Consider the following 22,690-nt stretch of genomic DNA (forward strand, 5'->3'; position numbering starts at 1 on the left):
AGCGCAATCTGAGGGAAACTTTTGTACAAAAATTTGCTTTACCCTACCTTTTTTGCATGAAAGTGCTTTAATTTTATGCAAATAATCAATTTCTTTGCATAAAATTATTGACCCTATTTTTGCATAATGTATTATACACGGCATGCGGGAATAGCTCAGTTGGTAGAGCATAACCTTGCCAAGGTTGGGGTCGGGAGTTCGAGTCTCCTTTCCCGCTCAAATTTTTTAGTGTAAGTTTTCGTAAAAACTGCTCAATTAGCGGGAATAGCTCAGTTGGTAGAGCATAACCTTGCCAAGGTTGGGGTCGGGAGTTCGAGTCTCCTTTCCCGCTCCAGATTCAAAAAAGCCCTAGTCGAAAGATTAGGGCTTTTTTCTTGTATTTTAGTTTCATATGTAATTTTAAAGCACGGGTTTATTTGCCTCTACCCACACTTTAAAGCCGCCATCAAGGTGTGCCACATTACGATAGCCCAATGCCTGCAAGGTCTTTACTGCCAGTGCCGAACGCCCACCACCTGCACAATGTAGAATGGTTCTGCTATTCGGTTGCAATTCAGACTTATACATCGGACTACTCGGATCAGCAGCAAACTCTAAAGTGCCGCGGGAGATATGCAATGCGCCTGCAATTGTTCCAGCAACCCGCTCTTCTGCATCTCGCACATCAATCAGTATGGCCTGTCCTGAAGCTAATTCTTGTTCAACTTGATCTGGGGTCAAATTTTCAATCTCGGCTTTTGCCTGTTTAACCCATTCAGCAACGGTATTCATTCTAATCATCCTTCCTTGATTATGGACTCACTCAGAATACTAGCGCATTTCAATTTAAATAAGCCTAAATAAATACACTTTGCAACAAAGCTTAAGAATCAACCAGCCCCTCATATCTAAATATTTGATGCTCCACGTGGAACCTTTTAAATTCCTCAAAGAAAAAGGTGCTTCCAATTACTTGGAATCACCTTTTCAGATTCATTTCTTATCCTTAAGACGGTTCTGTGACTTTGGCTTGTACATTGACTGCTTTTTTGCGCTCAGTTTGCATCCCAGCCAGCAGTCCATCCCGTGGCATAAATGTGGTTGCAATAATTGCAACTATAGCCATTGAACCAATGTACAGCATGATCAAATACGGATTGCCTCCACCAACACTGAGTAATTTTGTCGCGATCAACGGCGCGATACCACCCCCCAATACCCCAGCCAACTGTACCGAAATCGAAATCCCGCTATAGCGAATTTCTGCGGGAAACTGGCGAGCAAACAATTGAGCCTGTGGCGCATACATAATCGGGAAAACCACGCCAATCGCCAACACAATTGCGGTCCAAACCAACACAGGGTCTTTGGTATTGAGCATGCTAAAGAATGGATAGCTATATAATGCCAGTACACACAAACCGAACATAAACATATTGCGCTGACCCACTTTATCAGACAGATGTCCACATAATGGCGTCATCACTAAAATCACGGCTGCGCCACAAATGGTTGCAAATAAAATCTCTTGTCTGGCAATTCCGAGTTGTGTGGTGGTGTAGGCCAAAGTAAAGGTCGAGGCAATATAAAACCATGCATTCTCCGCCGCACGTGCCACAATAATGGTGATCAGTTGCTTCGGATGTTTTTTAAAGACTTGCAAAGCAGGGACTTTGACTCCTTCCGCTTGCTGCTTCACTTTTTCAAAGTCTGGAGACTCGGGCACTTTCACGCGAATGTACCAACCGACTGCCAGTAACACGATGCTGGCAAGAAACGGAATCCGCCAGCCCCAACTAAACAGAGCCTGTTCTGGCAATAAAGAGACTAATCCCAATGCAATCGAGGCCAGCATTAAGCCACCGCCAGTACTGGCTTGAGGAAGACTGCCCCAAAAACCTTTTTTGCCATCTGGCGCATGTTCCACCGCCATCAGCACGGCACCGCCCCACTCGCCCCCCATCGCCATACCTTGCACAAAGCGCAAGATCACCAAGCAGATGGCGGCCCAATAGCCAATTGATTCATAGGTCGGTAGCAGACCAATCAGGACGGTTGGAATCCCCATCAACATCAAGGTCAACAGTAACATCGATTTACGCCCGATCTTGTCACCAAAATGCCCAAACACCAAGCCACCCAAGGGTCGCCCAATGAAACCCACCGCATAAGTAGCGAACGCAGCAAGCACACCTGTTAGCGGATCAAGGTTGGGGAAAAACAATTTATTAAAGATTAAAGCTGCTGCAGCACCGTAGATAAAAAAGTCATACCACTCAATGGTGGTGCCTACCATACTTGAGATACCCGCCAAGCGATGAGAGGACTTTTTTGCAGATGAACCGTTTCCATGTATTGTTTGCATCATCATGTTCCTTTCTTGGATCTTCTTGTTTTAGGTTTTTTGCTGATCGTCAATCCTGACCACCAGCATGTCAGACTGCTTAATTCTCCTTAGATGAGTCAATATGCATGATTGGATTTAGCTGAGTTTTTCCAGAATCTGTTCCAGCTCTGAATTACGTTGTTGCCATTGCGGCTGTTTATCTTTGTCCACAATCAGTGCACGCACGCCTTCAATAAAATCACCATGTTCAAACCAAATATCTTGTAGATCCCGTTCCAGTTGCATACATTGCGCTAAAGACAAGCCACGTCCTAAATGTTGCAGCTTCAAACTGGTTTGTTTGGCAATAAATGAGCGTTGCTGCAAGATGCTGAGCATTTTTTCTGCCCAAGGCTGCAATTGCTCATCCTGCTCATTCGCAAGGCTGTGCTCAATTTCGTCCAAATGCTTAAATCCAAAATGTTTGCGAATACCATCTGCCAATTGTTTCAGTTCACTTTCAGCAGGTCGGGTAATAAAACAAGCGACAATATGCTCAATATTCTGTTTGCTTAAATTCGGTTCATTGATCAATGCCTCTTGCAAAGCATCTAATTTGTCACTCGGTACGTGATAATCGATTAAATCTAAATAAAGCGCATCACTACTGCTGATCTGCTCACCCGTAAGGGCCAGATAAACCCCAACATCATCCAGTCGCGACAGGAAATGAGTCGCACCGACATCAGGAAAAAAGCCAATCGCCGTTTCAGGCATGGCAAATCGAGATTTTTCACTGCTCACCACAATATGACAGGCTTGCGCCAAACCAAAACCGCCACCGAGCACATAACCATCCAGCACCACAACGATAGGTTTTTCATATTCACGCAGCAGGTTCAGCATTTTATATTCGGCGCTAAAATAGCCCTTATAATCCGCTGTATCATTCTTATAACTGTCATACAGATAGCGAATATCACCACCTGCACAGAAGGCTTTCGGGCTATTCGATTTAATCAAAACCGCTTGAATCGCTGCATCATAACGCCATAGTTCCAGTTGGCTACAGATGCCCTCAATCATCTCCAGTGACAAAGCATTTAAATGCTTCACTCGATCCAAGCTGATCAGACCCAATACACCTTTCTGCTCAATCATTAACTGATTTTCGATATTCATTTTATTGGTCTCTTATCGATGATTAAATTTGGCTTGTCGTTTTTCCACAAAGGCCTGCATGCCTTCTTTCTGATCCGATGTGGCAAAAATCGAATGGAACATCCGTCTTTCAAAACGTAAGCCTTCGGTCAGATTGACTTCAAAAGCACGATTAATGCTTTCTTTCAGCATCATATTGGCCGTTAAAGAGTGTGCAGCAATGCTTTCTGCGGCTTGCAGAGTTTGTTCAAGTAATTGTTCTTTACTAAATACCCGTGCCACCAACCCACTTTGTTCAGCTTCAACTGCACCCATTTGCCGTGCGGTAAAACACATTTCCATGGCTTTGGCTTTGCCAATTGCATGGGTTAAACGTTGTGTGCCGCCAATCCCAGGAATCACACCCAAAGTAATTTCGGGCAAACCGAACTTGGCATTGTCCGCACAATAGATAAAGTCGCACATCAGTGCCAACTCACAACCACCGCCAAGCGCATAACCACTGACCGCAGCAATCAACGGTTTACGGCGTTGCGCAATACGATCGGCCAGATGGAAAAAGTCATCAAAATAAATGTCAGGAAAGTTCAGATCCGCCATTTCCTTAATATCAGCACCTGCGGCAAAGGCCTTTTCTGAGCCTGCCAACACCATACAGCCAATCTCGCGATCTTTCTCTAACTCATCTAGCGCCTGATTGATTTCACTAATCAACTCAGTATTTAAGGCATTGAGGGCTTGTGGACGATTCAGGGTAATCAGTCCTACGCCATTGTGTTTTTTTAATAAAATGGTTTGCCACTGCATCATAAATTCCTTGTTATGTGGTTATAAGCTACGTGCGATCACTAAACGTTGAATATCACTGGTGCCTTCATAAATCTGACAAATCCGCGCATCACGATAGATGCGTTCAATCGGAAAATCTTTCAGATAACCATAGCCACCAAACACCTGTAACGCAGCCGAGCAGACGCGCTCGGTCATTTCTGAAGCAAATAGCTTGGCCATGGAAGCTTCATTGAGACAGGGTTGCCCTGCTTCTTTAAGACGTGCAGCGTAGTGCACCAGTTGTCGAGCCGCTTCGATCTCGGTCGCCATACTGGCAAGGCGGAAAGCCAGTGCTTGATGCTCAAAAATTGGTTTGCCAAAGGTCAGACGCTCTTTGGCATAGTGTGTGGCTTCTTCCAATGCTGCACGTGCCAAACCCACCGCCTGTGCCGCAATGCCGATACGTCCCCCTTCCAGATTGGCAAGGGCGATTTTCAGCCCCTCACCTTCCGCACCCAACATCAGACTTTTATGAATACGCACATCGGTGAGGGCAATCTGACAGGTATCCGAGGCATGTAAACCCAGTTTTTCTTCGACTCGAATCACCTCATAACCCGGTGTCTCGCGTGGCACGAGGAAGGCACTGATACCCTTCTTGCCCGCACTGGGATCAGTCACGGCAAATACGATAATCACGCCTGCATTATCACCCGAGGTAATAAACTGCTTGGCACCATTGAGAATATAGTCATCGCCATCTTTGACGGCACGGGTTTTAATCGCTGCCGCATCTGAACCCGTATGCGGTTCAGTCAGGGCAAAAGCACCGATCATTTCACCTTGTGCCAAGGGTTTTAAAAAGCGTTCTTTCTGTTCATCGGTACCAAATTTTAAAATCGGCACACAGCCCACCGAGTTATGCACGCTCATGATGGTTGAAGTGGCACCATCGGCTGCGGCCACTTCCTCAAGCGCCAGTACATAAGCAAGATTGCCCGTATCTGAACCACCCCATTGTTCAGGAATCAGCATGCCCATAAAGCCAAGCTGTCCCATCTGTGCCAGTGCTGCTTTTGGGAAAGTACCATGTCGATCCCAGTCACTGGCATTCGGTTTAATCTGTTCTTGGGCGAAGCTTTTCGCCATATCTCGAATGAGACCTTGTTCTTCAGTCAATTGCATCATGACATCCTTAAACTGCTTTCGCTTGCTGTTTGGCAATTTCCTGATTGCGCAATAAAAAGCGCTGAATTTTACCGCTTGGGGTTTTTGGTAGTTCGGTAACGAACTCGACCAAGCGTGGATAAGCATGGGCAGACAGACGTTTTTTCACAAACTGGCTCAGTTCTTCCGCCAGTTGTTCCAAGGGCTGAATCCCTGCTGATAAAATCACAAAGGCTTTTACCACCTCGGTCCGCTCTGGATCAGGCACCCCGATCACTGCCGCTTCAACCACGGCATCATGTTCCAGCAAGGCACTTTCCACATCAAAGGGGCCAATCCGATAACCCGACGTGGTAATCACATCATCACTGCGTCCGACAAAACTCATGCTGCCGTCGGCATGCAACTCGGCAGTATCACCCGTCAAATAGTACTGACCAATAAAAGGCGATTTACGGGTTTCATGGTAGCCACCAAACCACATCATCGGTGACTGGCTGATATCCACGGCTAAAATTCCCGGCGTATCTGCGGGTAATTCTTCACCCTGTTCATTGACCACAGCAACACGATAACCTGCACTGGCAAAACCTGCTGAACCAACACGAACCTCATGGCTTAAACCATGATGATTACACACCACCATACCCACTTCAGTTTGCCCATAATGATCATAAATCGGTGCATCCAACACCTGTTTAAACCAGCGAATCACTTCTGGATTCAATGGCTCACCTGCACTGCTGACCACGCGGAACTGACCTTTTAACGCGGCCATCTGGGCAGGGTCTGCTGCCATCATCATGCGGTACGCTGTAGGTGCTCCCGCCAGATTGGTAATCTGATAATCCCTGACAATCTGACACAGGCTGTCGGTACTAAAACCACCGTCATAGAACAAGATGGCATGCCCCAAAAATAAGGGGCCAGTAATACCGAAGTACAGGCCATATGCCCATCCTGGATCGGCAATATTCCAGAATGAATCCTCCTCCCTTAAACCAACCGCATCTTGCATATAACGCGCAAAGGCCAGTAAGGCTTTTAACGGCACTTCTAATGGTTTGGCGGGGCCTGTGGTCCCTGACGTAAACATCAATAAAAATGGATCTTGCAGGGTTCGCATGACCAAGTCACAGTGCTCAGGTTGCTGCTGTACTTCATCCCAAAAATTAAAGTCTTCTGGATTTAGCGGTGTGGCTTGCTGATCTGCAACCGTGACAATCGCTGGACAATGCTCAACTTCATCGAGTTTGCTGCGGTTACCCGTATCCGTCACCACCAGCTTACTTTGGGCCAGTTGCAGACGATGCTCGATCGCCTTGGGGCCAAAAGCAGTAAACAAAGGTTGATATACCGCACCAATCCGCCATGCCGCAAAAATCGTCACCAACAGCTCAGGTGTTCTCGGCAGTAATCCTGAAATACGATCACCTGCTTTTACACCCTGCGATTTTAAGAAATTGGCAAATTGGCTCGACCATTGCTGTAACTGGCGAAAAGTGTATTGTTCTTTTCGACCATCTTTGCCTTGCCAATACAAGGCGATCTTGTCGTCATGCACATGGCGATCACAACATTCATAACAGGCATTTAATGCATCGACTGAACCTGACAGCATTTGTGTTGCTGTACTGTGCAGATCAAAAGCCCGTACCGTCTCTTTATAATTCAACATCTGTGTTCCCTCAGTCTGCTTTGATTGTTATTCATGACAGGGTTTAATTTTTTGATAAAAGCCATCCTTTGGCTGTAGCTGTTATGCCTCTGGCGGCAGGTATTGCTGAATAATGCTGGAAAAATCGAGATGCGCATTGCCCCGCATACACATTTGCTGATACAGCTGCTGCACCATCCCACCCAATACAATCGGTTGTTTGACTTGCCCTGCCGCTTCTACCGCAAGACCCAAGTCTTTCAACATCAACTGAGTCGCAAAACCATCTTGATAGCCACGCGAAGCAGGTGCATTTTCATTAATCTGTGGCCATGGATTACAGACTTCCGAACTCCAGCAACGACCACTTGAGGTGTTAATCACCCCAGCCAAGGCTTTTGGATCAATGCCCAGTTTGGCCCCTAGCGCCATGCCTTCGGCTACGGCAGCCATAGAAATTCCGAGAATCAGGTTATTGCAGATTTTGGCAATTTGACCTGCACCCACCTCGCCGCAATGCACCACGTTTTTGCCCATGTGACTGAGTACAGGTTTGACTTCATCAAAAGTCTGGTCATTGGCACCGACCATAAAAGTCAAAGTCCCTGCTTGTGCGCCAATGGTGCCGCCTGAAACAGGCGCATCGCAAATATGGATATTTTTACTTTGGGCAACCGCTGCAATGTCCTTGATGGTTTGTGGGTCAATGGTACTGCTATCGATACATAAGCTGCCTGCTTTCAGTACTTCAAGTACGCCATTTTCACCGAGATAGACTTCTTTGACATGTTTGGCCGCAGGTAACATACTGATCAGCACATCGGCTTGTTTGGCAGCCGCTTGAGGGCTGTCGCACACTACACCACCCGCCTCGGCAAAGTGCTGAATGGCCACTTCGCTGAGGTCATAACCATAGACGGTTAGTCCGGCTTTAAGCAGATTTTGGGCCATTCTGCCACCCATATTGCCTAGACCGATAAAGGCGATATTCATCCGTGATCCCCTTAACGTAAATTGATGGTGGTGTTGACACCGCCCACTTCGTGACTGTCTTCAAACCAGCGGCTGGTAATGGTTTTGGTTTGGGTATAGAACTGCACCGCCTGTTTACCATAAGGGCCCAAATCACCCAGTTTAGAACCACGTGAACCGGTAAAGCTAAAGAACGGTACAGGCACAGGAATTGGAATATTGATACCAACTTGGCCGATATCAATCAGGTTCTGGAAAGTACGCGCAATCGCACCACTTTGCGTAAATAAACCGACACCATTACCAAATGGATTGGCATTGATCAGGGTAATCGCTTCTTCAAGCGTATCAACACAAATAATCGCCAGTACAGGTCCAAAGATTTCTTCTTTATAAATCCGCATATCCGTGCTTACACCACTAAAGATGGTCGCACCGACAAAATTGCCGTCCTCATAACCCAACACCTGAACATCACGACCATCCAGCAATAGTTCTGCACCCTGCTCGACCCCGCTATTGATCAAATCCAGTACACGGGCTTTGGCACGTTTTGAAATCACAGGGCCAATATCGGTATTTGGTTCATGGCCTGCATTCACGGTTAAAGTTTTGGCTTTTTCAACCAACTCGGGAATCCAGTGTTTACTTTCACCAACCATCACGGCGACCGACAACGCCATACAACGTTGCCCTGCTGCACCAAATGCCGCACCGACTAAAGCATTTAAGGTTTGTTCTTTATTGGCATCGGGCATTACCGCCACATGGTTTTTCGCGCCCATCATCGATTGCACACGTTTGCCATGTTGCCCTGCAAGGTTATAGACATGGGTGCCCACTGCGGTCGAACCGACAAAGGAAATCGCTTTAATATCAGAATGCGTACACAAGCGATCAACCACTTCTTTACCGCCATGCACCACATTGAGTACCCCTGCTGGAATACCGGCCTGAATCGCGAGTTCCACCAACATCATGGTCGAAAGCGGATCTTGTTCAGAAGGCTTCAACACAAAGGTATTGCCACAGACGATCGCCATCGGGAACATCCAGAGCGGAATCATGGCTGGGAAATTAAATGGGGTAATCCCTGCACAAACGCCCAAAGGTTGCTGTACGGTATAAGTATCGACGCCACGCGCCACCCCTTCAACATATTCACCCATTTGCAAGGTACCAACCGAACAGGCATGCTCAACCACTTCCAGGCCACGTTGAATATCACCTTCCGCATCGGCCAAAGTCTTGCCTTGTTCAGCCGTCAGCACCTGTGCAATTGCTTTCATATTGGCACGAATCAGGTCTTGCAGCTTCAGCATGATACGCATACGTGCCTGAATCGGGGTTTGACGCCAAGAAGCAAATGCTGCTTGTGCAGACTGAATTGCCGCATCGACTTCCTGCACCGTCGCAAATGGCACACGACCAATCACCTCCTGTGTAGCAGGATTAATAATGTCTTGCCATTGTTGGGTTTCAGATTCGATAAAACTGCCATTAATGAGTAACTTGGCTGTTTCCAATTGAATATTTTGGATTGTGTTCATAACCTCTCCATAGGCCGTATTTTTATTGTGTTCAGTATTCAGAAAATATAGATCGTCGTATTTTCTTTATTCAGGTTTTATTCGAGACTAGCAAAGAAAGCTTTGACCACCAACGCAAATTAATGCACGATCGTTGTGCAAATATGCACAAGGAAGACCATAACAATGAAAGTGGATTGGGATCATCTACAGTTTTTTTTAGTACTGGCACGTACCAAAACCTTGACCAATGCGGCACGGATCATTGGCGTAGAACACAGTACTGTGGCTCGACGGATTCAGGCGTTGGAGCAAGCTTTAGGGGTGACCTTATTTAAACGTGAGGCCTCGGGTTATGAGCTGACGCTGGAAGGCATGGCGTTAGTGCCACGGGTTGAGCAAATGGAATATGCCTTTCTGCAAATTGAAAAGCCCGACCAACCTTTGCAAGGCCGTGTGCGAATTGGCACACCTGAAGGTTTTGGTACTGCCTTTCTGGCACGCTTGTTAGCGGAGTTTTCCATTCAATATCCCTCGCTGACCATTGACCTGATTCCCGTGCCGAAAATGATCAAACTGTCGCATCGTGAAGCCGATATTGTGGTTTCAATTGAGCGCCCAACTTCAGGGCCCTATATCATCACGCGCTTGTCCGACTATTGTTTAAAAATTTACGGCAGCAAAAGCTATCTGTCTCAGCATCCACAAATTCGGCATTTGCAGGATTTAACCCCACATCGTTTTGTTAATTATATTGATGATCTTGTGTATAGCCCTGAGCTATATTGTCTGGAACGTTTACCTTTGAAACTGAATGCCAACTTCCGCAGCAGTAGTATTTTAGCCCAACAAATTGCCGTAAGTGCAGGTGCAGGATTGGCCATTTTGCCCAAGTTTTTGGCCGATGATAAACCCGAGCTTGAAGCTGTATTGGAGCAACAGGTGCGCTATACCCATACCTTTTGGATGCTGACCTTTGTCGATTTGCAACATGAACCCCGTATTAAACTGGTCTGGGATTATCTACGTAAACAGGCCGATCAATATCAGCACTTATTGGTGGATTAAACACAATCGCTAGACCATAAAAAACCGATCAATGGAGATCGGTTTTTTACTCCTATCAGCATAGGCTATTGGGTCAATTCACGCCCCAATTTTTTCATGCGGGGTTTATACATCAGCTGGTAGGTCACTGCCAAAATAACCACCCACAATGGGCTAACATACAGTGCTTTTAAGGTATCTGGTTCAAGTGCCAAAATCACCAAAGCAAATAACAAGAAAGCAATCACGATATAAGACATGAATACACCACCCGGCATTTTGAACTTGGATTGTGCATGCAGTTCTGGACGTAATTTTCGGTAGCGCAGATAACACACCATGATCAGACTCCAGACACTAATGAATAGAATCACACACAGTGAACTCGCCAAAGTGAAAGCCTCAAGGGTATTCGGCACAAAGTATTGCAACACCGCCCCGCCCATAATGAACACACACGAGAAGATCAGACCATTGGCAGGCACGGCACTTTTGGATAAACGCCCAAAGGCATTGGGTGCCTGACCATCTTTAGATAAACCAAACAGCATCCGACTGGTGGAGAACACACCACTGTTCATAGAAGACATCACCGAAGACAGGACAACCAAATTCATGATGATGGCCGAGGTGACAATCCCTGCATTCAGGAACAACTCCACAAATGGACTCTTATCGGCACGGATAATGTTCCAAGGTGTCACTGACATCACCACCAACAAGGCCAACACATAGAACAAAATAATCCGAATCGGAATCGCATTAATGGCCTTGGGTAAATTCTTATGCGGATCTTTGGTTTCAGCAGCGGTAGTTCCTATCAATTCCACACCGACAAAGGCAAAGACTGCGATCTGAAAACCAGCCAAGAAGCCATCCAAACCTTTTGGAAACATACCACCATGCGACCAAACATTACTGAGCGAAGCGACAGCACCATGCGGTGCATGGAAATGGCTAAAGATCATATAACCACCAACACCAATCAAACCGATAATCGCTAAAATCTTGATCAGGGCAAACCAGAATTCAATTTCACCAAATAGGCGCACGGTGAGCAGGTTTAAGAACAGCACAAACAATACACAGCCTGCACTAATGGCGGCCTGTCCAATTGGAGTAAACATGGTGCCTTCGGGCAACCAAAAGGTGAGATAATTGATTACGGCGGCCAGATCGGCAATCCCGACCAGCACCCAACCCAACCAATAGGTCCAGCCCATGTAATAACCTGCCCATGGTCCAATCAGATCATGCGCCATATCGACAAAGGATTTGTAATGCAGGTTGGCAAGTAATAACTCACCCAGTGCACGCATTAAAAAGAAAAACATGCCACCAATGATCATGTAAATAAACAAAATCGATGGGCCTGCCAAAGAGATGGTTTTGCCTGAGCCCATGAATAGGCCCGTACCAATTGCACCGCCAATGGCGATTAACTGCAAATGGCGATTGGAGAGTTTACGTTGTAAGTCTTGGGGCGACTGTTCGCCTTCTGACTGTTGAGATGTAACCGTCATATAAAGTTCCTTTTACTTTTTTCCTAAATGAGTCAGCCTTGATTTATACGCCATACCCTAGCTGTCTTTTAAAGACGGCTGACTCATTTCGATTGCAAGAAAATACGTATCTGACTACGTTTTATCTACTGCAAATACGTTACTTTTCTTCTTTTTTTATATTTTTTAAACAAAAATAAAGCGGATCGCTTTATTTTTGTGCTGCAACGACTGCAATTTCGATCAACCACTTCGGATTGACCAAGTCTGCCTGAATAGTCGCGCGCGAAGGTGCAACATGACCTTTTAACCAGTCAATCCAAATGGTATTGACCACAGGGAAGTCTGAAAGATCTTTTAAAAATAATTGCGCAGACAATAAACGTGATTTATCCGTCCCTGCTGAAGCGAGTAGTTGTTCGATGGTTGCAAGTATTTCACGGGTTTGCCCTTCAATATCTAGGTCCACATTTTTAGGCACCTGACCTGATAAATACACCACTTGATTGAAGACCGTCACTGCGCTCATGACTTCATTGGTATTGAGCTTTTGAATATCTGAATGAGACATAAGAAATCCTTATTCCTGAGTAATAAATGAAACACGTGCAGTCACGCCACACATCAGTTCATAACCGATAGTGCCTGAACCTGCTGCCACCTCATCAATGGCTAAAACTGAGCCTGAACTGGACTGGCCCCAAAGCACCACTTCACTGCCAACATCGGCATCGCTGATCGGGCTGAGGTCTACCGCCAACATATCCATGCTGACCCGTCCAATGATTTGGGTACGAATCCCATTGACCAAAACTGGGGTGCCTGTTGCTGAAATGCGTTGATAACCATCGGCATAGCCACAGGCCACAATCCCGATTCGGATCGGTTGCTCGGCCACATAGCTGGAACCATAGCCAACACTTTCCTGTGCATCGAGCTGTTGCACAGCAATAATCTCACTGCGCAAGCTCATGCTTGGCGCAAGACCCCAGTCCTGAATCGTATGCTTGGGATAATCGGGAGAACTACCGTACAGCATGATGCCGCCACGTACATAGTCCGACTGTAGTTGGGTTTGATATCTTAAGATTGCAGCACTGTTACTGACCGATCGTTCCCCTGGCAAACCTTCAATCGCGGCGTCGAACTGCTGCAGTTGATAGTCAATGCCTGTTTCACCAAAACGGTCACCATCGGCATCGGAGAAATGCATCATATGGGTGATGCTGGCAATGTTGTCCAACTGGCTCAGCTGCTGCCAAATGTCACGATATTGCGGTGGTTTAAACCCTAAACGGTTCATGCCACTGTTCATTTTGAGGAAAATATCGAACTGGGCTGGATAAGCATGCTGCTGTATCCACGCCACCTGTTGCGTATTGTGCACGGTAAAACTGAGTTGGTATTGAGCACAATCAAACAGGTCTTGGGCAGAGAAAATCCCTTCCAGCAATAAAATCGGCCCTGTCCAGCCCAAAGCCCGCAGACGTTTAGCTTCGTCCAGATCGAGCAAGGCAAAACCATCGGCGCTTTTAAAAGATGCATAAACACGTTCAATGCCATGCCCATAAGCATTGGCTTTAACCACCGCAAACACTTTGCTGTTTGGCATTGCTTGCCTTACCACCGCAAGATTTTGGCGTAAGGCTTGGGCATGGATCACCGCCGTAATTGGACGAGGCATAATTCACTTCCTTGTCTGTGCAATTAAGCAGCGTGTGAATAACGTTGAATCGACAAACCATCGGTACTGATGTCAGGACGGTGGTTCATAACCAGATCACTGATCAATTTGCCTGAACCACAAGCCATGGTCCAACCTAAAGTCCCGTGTCCCGTATTCAGGAACAGGTTCTTGTACTGGGTTGCACCAATAATCGGCGTGCTGTCTGGGGTCATTGGACGTAGGCCTGTCCAGAATGAAGCCTGAGCGAGATCACCACCTGGGAACAAGTCCTGAGTCACCATTTCCAAGGTGGCACGGCGATCTTGATTCAATCCGAGATTAAAACCACTGAGTTCTGCCATACCACCAACACGGATACGTTGATCAAAACGGGTAATCGCAACTTTGTAGGTTTCATCCAAGACCGTAGATTGTGGTGCAAATTTTGGCTCTACAATCGGAATCGTCAGTGAATAACCTTTGACTGGATAAACTGGTAAATTCAGTTCCAATGGTTTTAAGAAATCACGCGAATAACTGCCAAAGGCCAAGACATAACGATCCGCAGTGAGAACCTCACCATTGACCTTGACGCCTTTGATTTCATCGCCTTCAACAATCAGGTTTTCGACATTTTGATCGAATTTGAATTCCACACCCAAATCTTGCGCAAGCTTTGCCAAGGCATTGGTAAATAAATAGCAATCACCCGTTTCGTCATTGGGTAAATGTAAGCCACCGACCAGTTTATCGGTATGGGCCAAAGCCGGCTCTACACTCGCCAATTCTTGGGCATTCAATAACGCGAAGTCGACACCACATTCTTGCAATACTTGAATATCACGTTGTACCGCTTCAAGTTGTGCATCGCTACGGAACACTTGTAAGGTGCCCTTTGAACGGTTTTCGTAGTTGATGCCGGTTTCTGCTCTTAAATCACGTAAACAGTCACGACTGTATTCTGCCACACGCATCATGCGTTCTTTGTTCACTGCATAGCTTTGTGGATTACAGTTTTTTAGCATCTGTGCCATCCACTGCAACTGCCACATACTGCCATCAATATTGATGGCTAATGGCGCATGATGCTGGAACATCCACTTAACGGCTTTGAATGGAATACCCGGTGCTGCCCACGGGGTTGAGTATCCTGGGGAGATTTGACCTGCATTACCAAAACTGGTTTCTTTGGCAGGTCCTGATTGACGGTCAAGTACCGTCACTTGCGCACCTTGTTGTGCAAGATAATAGGCACTTGCCACACCGATGACGCCACTTCCTAAAACGATTACGCGCATAATAGATCCCTCAAGCACACACTAGGTTATTTAACTAGTATATTTTTGGATCAATAGTTTTTTTCACTGATTTTATGGGTATAATCTAGGTAATTTCATATTTTCGTCACGAAAAAATGAAAATAAAAGGAAATAAATGATGCGTAAATTAGACCGTATTGATCGCCTGATTTTAGACATTTTGCAGCGTGAAGGCCGGATTGCCATCAGTGAGTTGGCATCTCGGGTCAACCTGTCTACCACCCCCTGCTCAGAACGGGTCAAACGTTTGGAACGTGAAGGTATCATCATGGGCTATTACGCCCGACTCAATCCTGAATATGTGGATCGCAACTTGTTGGTGTTTTTGGAGATCAAGCTCTCGGCCAAATCGGGTGATGTATTTGATCAGGTGGCACGAGATTTAGTCGATATCCCCGAAGTACTGGAATGCCATTTGATTTCAGGTGAGTTTGATTATCTGGTCAAAGCACGCTTAAAAGAAATGAGTGCCTATCGCCGTCTGTTAGGTGACTTATTAAAAAAACTACCTGCCTCAGCCTCTTCACATAGCTATGTGGTGATGGAAGAAGTCAAAGAGTCTTTATATTTGGATATGGGCGTTTAAACTCTGATTGATAATCAATAAAAAAAGCTCTGAACAGAGCTTTTTTATCCAACAGAACAAGGGTTATTCATCTTCGTCATAAATATAGCTCATACAGCCCCAGCCATCATACTCGCCATTGAACTCTTGAGCGATCTTGGTCATCCATTCTTCCAAGTCTGCGATATCCTCATATTCCAAAATCATATTCACATGGATATTCAGAACCCACAGATCTGAACCGTCTGAATGGACTTCTTCCTGAAAAAAAGAAATTTTTTGTTCTTGGTGTAACAGATGCAAGGCACATTTTTCAACTTGTTCCTGCTTCTCAAAAACAATCGAAAATTCGACTTCATGCGGCTCACTCAGGTCATTGCCATCCTCAACCATCTGCCACAGCACATTGCCATTATCATTATCTGGGAATTGGTCATAGTCGCGTGTCATAGAAATATCCTTTGTTGTGTTTTGGGCTTGATATTTGGCTATAGATTAACCGATTTTTATGTCAGTTTTTAGACGCATTAATATAAATATTGTAGTCAAAAACAAGAATAACAGACGAAGCCTGTATTCAATCTAATCCCAGACGCAGGACCACTTGGTCGAGACAGCGAATGCCATGTTCATAGATGGGTTCTGGATAATCTCTAAATACGTCTGGCTCTATATGCGACAAACGAAAGCCACATTTCTGATAAAGCGCCAATTGATCCAAACTGGAATTGCCTGTTTTGACCCATAAAATTTGGATATTTTGACCTTTACTCTCTGCAATAGCAGATTGAATCAGAGCCTTGGCAAGACCTTGTCCTTGATAACATGAATCTACAGCTAGGTTTTTAATTTCCGCTTGATCATCTATTTTGAACAAACAAAGTTGTGCAATGAGCTGCGCCTGATCATTCAATATAAAGAACAGATTCGACTGCAATAAATAGGTTGAGATCTGCTGCCAACTTGGATCAGCCTCTAATAACAGCGCTTTTAATTGCCGTTGCTGTATCTCTGAGAGTGCTGTCCATCCAGCGTGTTGAATCGAATACATGATCTTGCCTATTTATTGTTGTCTTAGAATCTTACCTCAGAATGAATTTCAACTGCATGTAGCTTGAGTGGATGTTGGAATGCCAAATAAGCCGCATGCAGCGCCATGCGTTTTAAATGGAATTTGGCGGGCTCAGGATGATAAAGCTTATCGCCCATAATTGGATGGCCGATATGCATCATATGCACGCGCAGTTGATGGGAACGCCCTGTGACAGGTTCTAAGCGAACACGACTTTGATCCGTTACTGCATCATAGTGCATCCGTTGAAATAAGGTCTTGGCAGGCTTACCCAATTCAAAATGAACCATCTGACGCGGACGGTTTTCCCAATCGGTGATCAGGGGGACTTCCACACTACCCTCGCGCTGAATCTGTCCCTGTACCAAGGCCACATAGTATTTTTTGACAGTACGCGCCTGAAACATTTTACTGATCGCCACTTCTGCATCACGATGTTTGGCAAACATGAGTAAGCCCGAAGTTGCCATATCCAGACGATGCGTGACTTTGGCCGCAGGATATTTTTCTAAAACCCGTAAATAGGCACTGTCCTGATGTTCAGGTAAACGCCCCATCACAGACAATAGCCCAGCAGGCTTATTGATCACCAGCAAATCGTCATCTTCATAGACGATCTCTAAAGCATCTTGTGGCGGGGTATAAATAAAATTGTCGTTTAGAGCCATGGCAACAGAACAAATGCAATCGGGTACAGGATGGGGAGTGATTATAGTTGCGTCAACGGCTTTCGCAACTGCTGATTTTCCTCATCGCCATCACGATCAAGATGACGTTTTTAAGCCCTTGCCCAAACCTTGTTTATAAATCTCTTCTAATGTAGCAATGTCCCGATTTAAGAATGCAATCAAGTAGTCTTTGACTCGGGTAAGGCTGAGTTGTTTAAACGAAATACTGTCTTTGCTTTTACGTGTGATCAAACCAAACAGATCCTTTTTAGGAATGATGACGGGAATATCACTGTCCAGTTTAAATTCAAGCTGTTGTGACTTGGCATAGGCATCCAGAGTAATCGCAATGGTCTGTTCAGTACGATGATCCGTCACCATAAAACGGGTATCTGCACCATTGAGTTGTAATTGACGAACCAACTGCTGACGCCATGTCATCTCGTCAAATTTGGTTAAAATGGTTGCCAAATCGAATCTGCCCACATGATCGATTTCATTGTGATTCATTTGATGTGGATAGCGAATTTTAAGCTCGAACTCATTCATGCGGGTGCTGACCTATTACTGTGATTTTTTTGATTTATTAATATAAAAACAATTATATCACCTTGTTTTTTAATATAAAAATATCGACTTATATTCACAATTGAAGGATTTCAAGATTTACTTCACATTCAATTTTGGTTTTATTGATCAAGTTTTTATTATTTAGGTCTGATTATTCTTTTCTATTTACTTAAATTTTTTAGGGTATCAAGGGAAAACAGAGGTTGTTTACTTCAACACCTATGACTTTGTAAGCCATAACCTTTGCCTATAAACTTTTGATCTATAGCGTCCTAAGCCGAATCGAGACCTTTTGGGTTCGTACACACTTGCTTTATAAGCGTCGGTGCATGCTACTCTTTTCGATCCCTTTCACACCCTTGAGACATAGTTTAGGCAGATCACGGTGGGATTGTTTTCCTAAAAACAGCTTTTTTTGGTGATCAATGAAATAATTTTGCACACTCTATTCTAAAAGTTAAAATATTTCCCATATCTAACAAAGAACCACGATTTAAATTCCGATAAATCCAAATTTACATGTGTATTTTTTCAAAAAGAACTTTTGATTTATGCCCAAATCACCATAATCGCTGCCACAATCACCAGCCACAGGCCTAAATGATCAGTTTTGGCGAGCTTTTCTTTAAAAAAGAAGGCTGAGATTAATAGACTAAATAGAATTTCGACCTGACCCAGCGTTTTCACAATCGCCACAGTCTGCATACTCATGGCGCTAAACCAACCAACGGACGCCAAAAAGCTACAGATACTCACTCTTAAGGTTAAGCCAACACGTTGCCACATTTTAAACAATGTCGGGCGGCTGAAAAATCCGAGATAGACCAACAGTACGATGCATTGAAAACTGATCAGACTGCACAGTACCCAAGCCGCACGATGTAAGAATGGCAACATGCTCAGTTCTAAACTGGCTTCGCGCACCAATAAAGAGGTAATCGCAAAACACAGGCCACTCCCAAGTCCAATCATCAAGGTTTTAAAGGACAGATCGGACTGTTGCTTGCCTTTGCTCAGTAAAAATACCGCAAGTCCACCAATCACTACCCCAACCCAGCCCCATGTGCTGAGATGTTCCTGTAAGAACAGCACACCGACCAAGGCTGCCAAGATCGCTTCACTTTTAGCCAGTCCCACCCCAATAGCATAGTTCTTTTGTTGAAACAGTTTCACCATTAGAGCAGTGGCATAGATCTGACTAATGCCTGCAATCACAATATACAGCCAGAATTTATCAGAAAAATGCACCGATGCTGTAACCGGTTGATGCCAATAGAGAAAAGCCAAATAACTAAAGGCAAAGATGGGTGAAAAGATAAAGCGAGCCAGTGTGGTGCCATAAACATCCACGCTGGTACTGAGTTGTTTTTGAAATGCATTGCGCCAAGCCTGCATAAATGCAGCCATGAGCGTGAACAGAATCCAAGTCATCATCATAAGCTTGAACGCAATATTATAAGTGCCGCTAATTTACGCTGTTCTGACTGGTTTTTCGATAGGCGCCAGTGCTTAAAAACTTAAATCATCAAAGTCCTTTATCTTGGATAGATAAATCGGCACTTGATTGATTTTGCTCCATGTTTCTTTAAACCGTGGATCTTTTTCTGGGTCTTGGCTTAAATTGTCACGAAAAACCTTTTTGCCTGTTAAAAAATTAATACTGGTTTCACTTTGAATGAGCGGGCCATGATTGCTTGAATCATCATAACCAATCAGGCGCAGATCATTGCCTTCCAAGCGAAATAGATAACGCCAGTAGCCATAACGTCCATGCGAATAATAAACGCTCAGCAGATTATTTTTAATTTCCATCCATAGCTCGGGTGGGAAATAGACACCGCCATCTTCATTTTCTGAGCTAAAACAATTGAGATTGCTGACAATAGCTTTGTATTTGCCTTTTTCATTCAGCAATACAATCACGCCACGGCGGTTGCGGTCTAAATGTCCATAATATTCATGTTCAACCAAGGCTTTGGGATCGGTGGCTTTGACGATCAGCACCACATCCTTCAAGCCATCTTTATTCAGATCGCCTTCAATGGCTTTAAAGAGTTGGTATTTTGCAGGGATATAGGCTTGATAGGTGACTTTATCTTGACCTAATTTAATTTCTTCCTCTGTCGGTTGTTCTTGGGCAAAGCTGACTTGCGGCAGTGCAGATAGGCTTAAAAAGCCGAATAAGGCGGCAATGAGCTGGGTCTTTATCATCTTTTTATCTCATCATTCAGGTGGTTATTGATGCTATTTCTTTTATAAACAATGACTGAATTTCTCTTGGCATTTTGCGCGAATTCAACCTACGGCAACAATCTTCAAACTTGTGCCCCGTTCTTAAAAACTTAAATAATCAAACTCTTTAATTTTCGATAGATAGATTGGGGCTGGATTAATTTTACTCCACCTTTCCTTAAATTTTGGTTCACTTTCAAAGTCTTGACTTAAATTGTCACGAATAACTTTCTTTGCTGTTAGAAAGTTAATACTGGTTTGGCTTTCAATATAAGGCCCATGATTGCTTGAATTGTCATAACCAATCAGACGAAGGTCATTGCCTTCCATGCGAAATAGATAACGCCAATAGCCATAGCGTCCATGGGCAAAGTGTACATTCAGCACATTATTGTTAATTTCTACGCGTATATCAGGGGCGAAATAAACACCTCCGTCTTCATTTTCCGAGTAAAAACAACTTAAGTTACTGACAATCGGCTTGTATTTGCCTTCTTCATTCAGCAATACAATCACGCCGCGGCGGTTAATATCGATACGACCACGGTACTCATGTTCAACAAAATCTTTGGGATCGGTTGCTTTCACCATCAGCACGACATCGTTTATGTCATCTTTATTCAAGTCACCTTCAATGGCTTTAAATAAACGATATTTTGCAGGGATATAGGCTTGATAAGTGACTTGGTCTTGGCCTAATTTAAGCTCTTCCGCTGTCGGTTGTTCTTGAGCAAAGCTGAGTTGTGGCAGTATCGCTAAGCCTGATAATACGAATAATGCGGCAATCACTTGCGTCTTGATCATCTTTTTATGTCACCATTCAGGTTGTTATCAGACTTATTGCATTTATATGGAATGGCTGAGTTTCTCTTGTTTTTTTGAACGAATCCAGCGTGCGGCAACAATAATAAAAACAATCACCAAGACGGTAATTAGCACAGGCATGATAAAAGCCAAAATCGACAATACGATCGAGCCAATCAACTCACCGGTCGAGATCACAAAATTCCCCAATCCACCTGTGGTTGCTGTCGAGACACCACGTGCTGCAACCGTACTCATTTGCACCACACCAGCGGTTCCGCCACCGACAATCAATGCCGCTGCCCAAGTGGCAAACTGGGACATTTCGCCACTGCTGACCGCCATCGTGGTCAGTGTCCCCGCCACCACAGCAGCAGGTGTAGCAATGGTATCTAATAGGTTATCTACCCACGGCACATAGTAGGCTGCGATTTCACAGATTGTGGCGAAACCCAATGCCATACAGACTGATGGAAGTGCCAGCCATTCAAAACCTTGGGCAGGTTGATACCAGTCCATGAGGGTCGCAATACTCATCGCCAATAGCGGCACAAAGACACGAAAGCCACAAGCTGCGCTGAGTCCAACGCCAATACAGAGTCCTAAAATTGTTTCCATCACGGATTACCTTTCTATGCCTATGACAGGTCTTGTTATTTACCTCTTATTTTTAAGGTAACAAAAAGCCCTATCAAGGGATAGGGCTTTTATTCAAACAGTGGGTAACTGTTTGGTATTTTGCGGCTTAGGCATTCTTACTGTTGAATTGATTGCCAAGGCATTTGGTACACGGAGGTAAACGATCAGTACCAATTTCTAAATAGGTGCGGTGTCCGCATTGAACACAAAAATAGAAGCCTGTTCCAGGTTTTTCGCCAGCAGTGACCATCTTTGCTCTCCATAGATTTTAGAAATGGTACATATACTATAGCGTGATAGTTTTGATTATTTATTGACCTTTCCGACGAATGGTGATGGCGGAAAGGTGAAGGTTGAGGATTATTTACAATTTAAACGAGTTATAAGGGAGTTGACACCCAATTCTCCACACGCAGTCCATCAACACGTAAAAACTCTTTTTCATTATTGGTGACCATCACCCAATTATTTGCTCTGGCATGCGCTGCAAGCCATAAATCATTAGATCCAATGATCTGACCTTGAGAAGAAAGCGCTTGACGTATTTGCGCATAATGATCCGCAACATCTTCATCTAATTCAGCCACTTGAATCATTGATGTAAACTCATCAATGACTTTTAATGCTTTTTCTTTACTTTGACATTTTTCAGCGCCAAAACGTAGTTCACCTAAGGTAACCACCGAGATTAAAATATTTCGATTGGGAAGATGCTTTTCAAAATGCTGACGGACATTTTCAGGCTGATGTTTGCTGATATAGATACAAATATTGGTATCCAATAAATATTGTGTCTGCATTAAAACTCTTCTCGTTCTTGCGGTGGTTGATCCACTCTTCCTTCTGCATAAAAATCATCTGGCATTTGTGCCAATACATTGAATAAGCGTTCCGCGGTCATTGGCTTTTCACGTAGGATTACTTCATCGCCACGGCGAAATATTTCAACTTCTGTACCTTCAAATCGAAACTCTTTCGGTAAGCGAATCGCTTGACTACGACCGGTCATAAAAACTTTTGCGGTAGACATTGTTGCTACTCCAA

The 22,690-nt window shown here is 44.6% G+C and carries 25 protein-coding genes and 2 tRNA genes; 4 read left to right on the top strand and 23 right to left on the bottom strand.

Going from position 1 to position 22,690, the window contains the following annotated elements; all coding sequences use genetic code 11:
* The first annotated feature begins 144 nt into the window (after positions 1-144).
* Positions 145-217 (top strand) — tRNA-Gly (locus tag V6E90_RS19670).
* 41 nt (positions 218-258) lie between these two features.
* Positions 259-334 (top strand) — tRNA-Gly (locus tag V6E90_RS19675).
* A gap of 65 nt (positions 335-399) precedes the next feature.
* Here the strand turns inward: V6E90_RS19675 and V6E90_RS19680 are convergent.
* From V6E90_RS19680 to V6E90_RS19715, 8 genes are all read right to left on the bottom strand, one after another.
* Positions 400-771 carry a rhodanese-like domain-containing protein gene (locus V6E90_RS19680; RefSeq protein WP_332606248.1) on the bottom strand — a complete coding sequence of 124 codons (372 nt, stop codon included), beginning with the start codon at positions 769-771 and terminating at the stop codon, positions 400-402.
* A 214-nt stretch (positions 772-985) separates the two neighbouring features.
* A complete protein-coding gene (locus V6E90_RS19685; protein WP_332606249.1) occupies positions 986-2,344 on the bottom strand; it encodes an MFS transporter in 1,359 nt (452 codons plus the stop codon).
* A gap of 117 nt (positions 2,345-2,461) precedes the next feature.
* A complete protein-coding gene (locus V6E90_RS19690) occupies positions 2,462-3,487 on the bottom strand; it encodes an enoyl-CoA hydratase/isomerase family protein (RefSeq protein WP_332606250.1) in 1,026 nt (341 codons plus the stop codon).
* Positions 3,488-3,499: 12 nt separating this feature from the next.
* Complete coding sequence (locus V6E90_RS19695; RefSeq protein ID WP_332606251.1) at positions 3,500-4,273, bottom strand: enoyl-CoA hydratase; 774 nt, start codon at positions 4,271-4,273, stop codon at positions 3,500-3,502.
* A gap of 21 nt (positions 4,274-4,294) precedes the next feature.
* The gene (locus tag V6E90_RS19700) at positions 4,295-5,422 is read right to left on the bottom strand and encodes an acyl-CoA dehydrogenase family protein (protein WP_332606252.1); all 1,128 of its coding nucleotides are present in this window, start codon (positions 5,420-5,422) and stop codon (positions 4,295-4,297) included.
* Between the two features lie 10 nt (positions 5,423-5,432).
* Positions 5,433-7,082, bottom strand: coding sequence for an AMP-binding protein (locus tag V6E90_RS19705; protein WP_332606253.1), 1,650 nt, complete (start codon positions 7,080-7,082; stop codon positions 5,433-5,435).
* Between the two features lie 81 nt (positions 7,083-7,163).
* A complete protein-coding gene (mmsB, locus tag V6E90_RS19710; protein ID WP_016542542.1) occupies positions 7,164-8,054 on the bottom strand; it encodes a 3-hydroxyisobutyrate dehydrogenase in 891 nt (296 codons plus the stop codon).
* A gap of 11 nt (positions 8,055-8,065) precedes the next feature.
* On the bottom strand, positions 8,066-9,583 hold the full coding sequence (locus V6E90_RS19715) for a CoA-acylating methylmalonate-semialdehyde dehydrogenase (protein ID WP_332606254.1): 1,518 nt from the start codon (positions 9,581-9,583) through the stop codon (positions 8,066-8,068).
* A 165-nt stretch (positions 9,584-9,748) separates the two neighbouring features.
* Between V6E90_RS19715 and V6E90_RS19720 the strand changes: the two genes are divergently transcribed.
* Positions 9,749-10,630: a LysR family transcriptional regulator gene (locus V6E90_RS19720; RefSeq protein ID WP_332606255.1), complete on the top strand. Its 882-nt coding sequence runs from the start codon at positions 9,749-9,751 to the stop codon at positions 10,628-10,630.
* 65 nt (positions 10,631-10,695) lie between these two features.
* On the opposite strand, the gene V6E90_RS19725 is transcribed toward V6E90_RS19720, so the two are convergent.
* From V6E90_RS19725 to V6E90_RS19740, 4 genes are all read right to left on the bottom strand, one after another.
* Positions 10,696-12,132, bottom strand: a complete 1,437-nt coding sequence (locus V6E90_RS19725; protein ID WP_016542539.1) for an amino acid permease — start codon at positions 12,130-12,132, stop codon at positions 10,696-10,698.
* A gap of 190 nt (positions 12,133-12,322) precedes the next feature.
* On the bottom strand, positions 12,323-12,682 hold the full coding sequence (locus tag V6E90_RS19730) for a RidA family protein (RefSeq protein WP_332606256.1): 360 nt from the start codon (positions 12,680-12,682) through the stop codon (positions 12,323-12,325).
* 9 nt (positions 12,683-12,691) lie between these two features.
* A complete protein-coding gene (gene alr, locus V6E90_RS19735) occupies positions 12,692-13,795 on the bottom strand; it encodes an alanine racemase (RefSeq protein WP_332606257.1) in 1,104 nt (367 codons plus the stop codon).
* Positions 13,796-13,818: 23 nt separating this feature from the next.
* Positions 13,819-15,075, bottom strand: a complete 1,257-nt coding sequence (locus tag V6E90_RS19740; RefSeq protein WP_016542536.1) for a D-amino acid dehydrogenase — start codon at positions 15,073-15,075, stop codon at positions 13,819-13,821.
* A 139-nt stretch (positions 15,076-15,214) separates the two neighbouring features.
* Between V6E90_RS19740 and V6E90_RS19745 the strand changes: the two genes are divergently transcribed.
* Positions 15,215-15,682 carry an Lrp/AsnC ligand binding domain-containing protein gene (locus tag V6E90_RS19745; RefSeq protein WP_004773316.1) on the top strand — a complete coding sequence of 156 codons (468 nt, stop codon included), beginning with the start codon at positions 15,215-15,217 and terminating at the stop codon, positions 15,680-15,682.
* A gap of 63 nt (positions 15,683-15,745) precedes the next feature.
* Here V6E90_RS19745 and V6E90_RS19750 read toward each other — a convergent pair whose 3' ends face one another.
* From V6E90_RS19750 to V6E90_RS19800, 11 genes are all read right to left on the bottom strand, one after another.
* On the bottom strand, positions 15,746-16,111 hold the full coding sequence (locus V6E90_RS19750; RefSeq protein WP_016542535.1) for a ribonuclease E inhibitor RraB: 366 nt from the start codon (positions 16,109-16,111) through the stop codon (positions 15,746-15,748).
* 127 nt (positions 16,112-16,238) lie between these two features.
* On the bottom strand, positions 16,239-16,712 hold the full coding sequence (locus V6E90_RS19755; RefSeq protein WP_262757996.1) for a GNAT family N-acetyltransferase: 474 nt from the start codon (positions 16,710-16,712) through the stop codon (positions 16,239-16,241).
* 23 nt (positions 16,713-16,735) lie between these two features.
* A complete protein-coding gene (locus V6E90_RS19760; RefSeq protein WP_332606258.1) occupies positions 16,736-17,401 on the bottom strand; it encodes an RluA family pseudouridine synthase in 666 nt (221 codons plus the stop codon).
* Between the two features lie 96 nt (positions 17,402-17,497).
* Positions 17,498-17,950: a hypothetical protein gene (locus tag V6E90_RS19765; RefSeq protein ID WP_332606259.1), complete on the bottom strand. Its 453-nt coding sequence runs from the start codon at positions 17,948-17,950 to the stop codon at positions 17,498-17,500.
* Positions 17,951-18,520: 570 nt separating this feature from the next.
* Positions 18,521-19,408 (bottom strand): DMT family transporter, encoded by an 888-nt coding sequence (locus tag V6E90_RS19770; RefSeq protein ID WP_332606260.1) that lies wholly within the window; start codon positions 19,406-19,408, stop codon positions 18,521-18,523.
* A 72-nt stretch (positions 19,409-19,480) separates the two neighbouring features.
* Positions 19,481-20,182 carry a hypothetical protein gene (locus V6E90_RS19775; RefSeq protein ID WP_332606261.1) on the bottom strand — a complete coding sequence of 234 codons (702 nt, stop codon included), beginning with the start codon at positions 20,180-20,182 and terminating at the stop codon, positions 19,481-19,483.
* 123 nt (positions 20,183-20,305) lie between these two features.
* Positions 20,306-21,007 (bottom strand): hypothetical protein, encoded by a 702-nt coding sequence (locus V6E90_RS19780; RefSeq protein ID WP_332606262.1) that lies wholly within the window; start codon positions 21,005-21,007, stop codon positions 20,306-20,308.
* Positions 21,008-21,049: 42 nt separating this feature from the next.
* Positions 21,050-21,625: a DUF4126 domain-containing protein gene (locus V6E90_RS19785; RefSeq protein ID WP_332606263.1), complete on the bottom strand. Its 576-nt coding sequence runs from the start codon at positions 21,623-21,625 to the stop codon at positions 21,050-21,052.
* 127 nt (positions 21,626-21,752) lie between these two features.
* Positions 21,753-21,896, bottom strand: coding sequence for a zinc ribbon-containing protein (locus V6E90_RS19790; protein ID WP_004637424.1), 144 nt, complete (start codon positions 21,894-21,896; stop codon positions 21,753-21,755).
* 130 nt (positions 21,897-22,026) lie between these two features.
* The gene (gene vapC, locus V6E90_RS19795; protein ID WP_332606264.1) at positions 22,027-22,446 is read right to left on the bottom strand and encodes a type II toxin-antitoxin system tRNA(fMet)-specific endonuclease VapC; all 420 of its coding nucleotides are present in this window, start codon (positions 22,444-22,446) and stop codon (positions 22,027-22,029) included.
* Entirely contained in the window at positions 22,446-22,676 is a 231-nt protein-coding gene (locus tag V6E90_RS19800) for an antitoxin (protein ID WP_332606265.1), read from the bottom strand. Before V6E90_RS19800 ends, vapC begins: the two co-directional genes overlap by 1 nt.
* Positions 22,677-22,690 lie beyond the last annotated feature (14 nt).

The organism is Acinetobacter sp. ESBL14 (assembly GCF_036668815.1).
GTDB classification, from domain to species: domain Bacteria; phylum Pseudomonadota; class Gammaproteobacteria; order Pseudomonadales; family Moraxellaceae; genus Acinetobacter; species Acinetobacter gyllenbergii.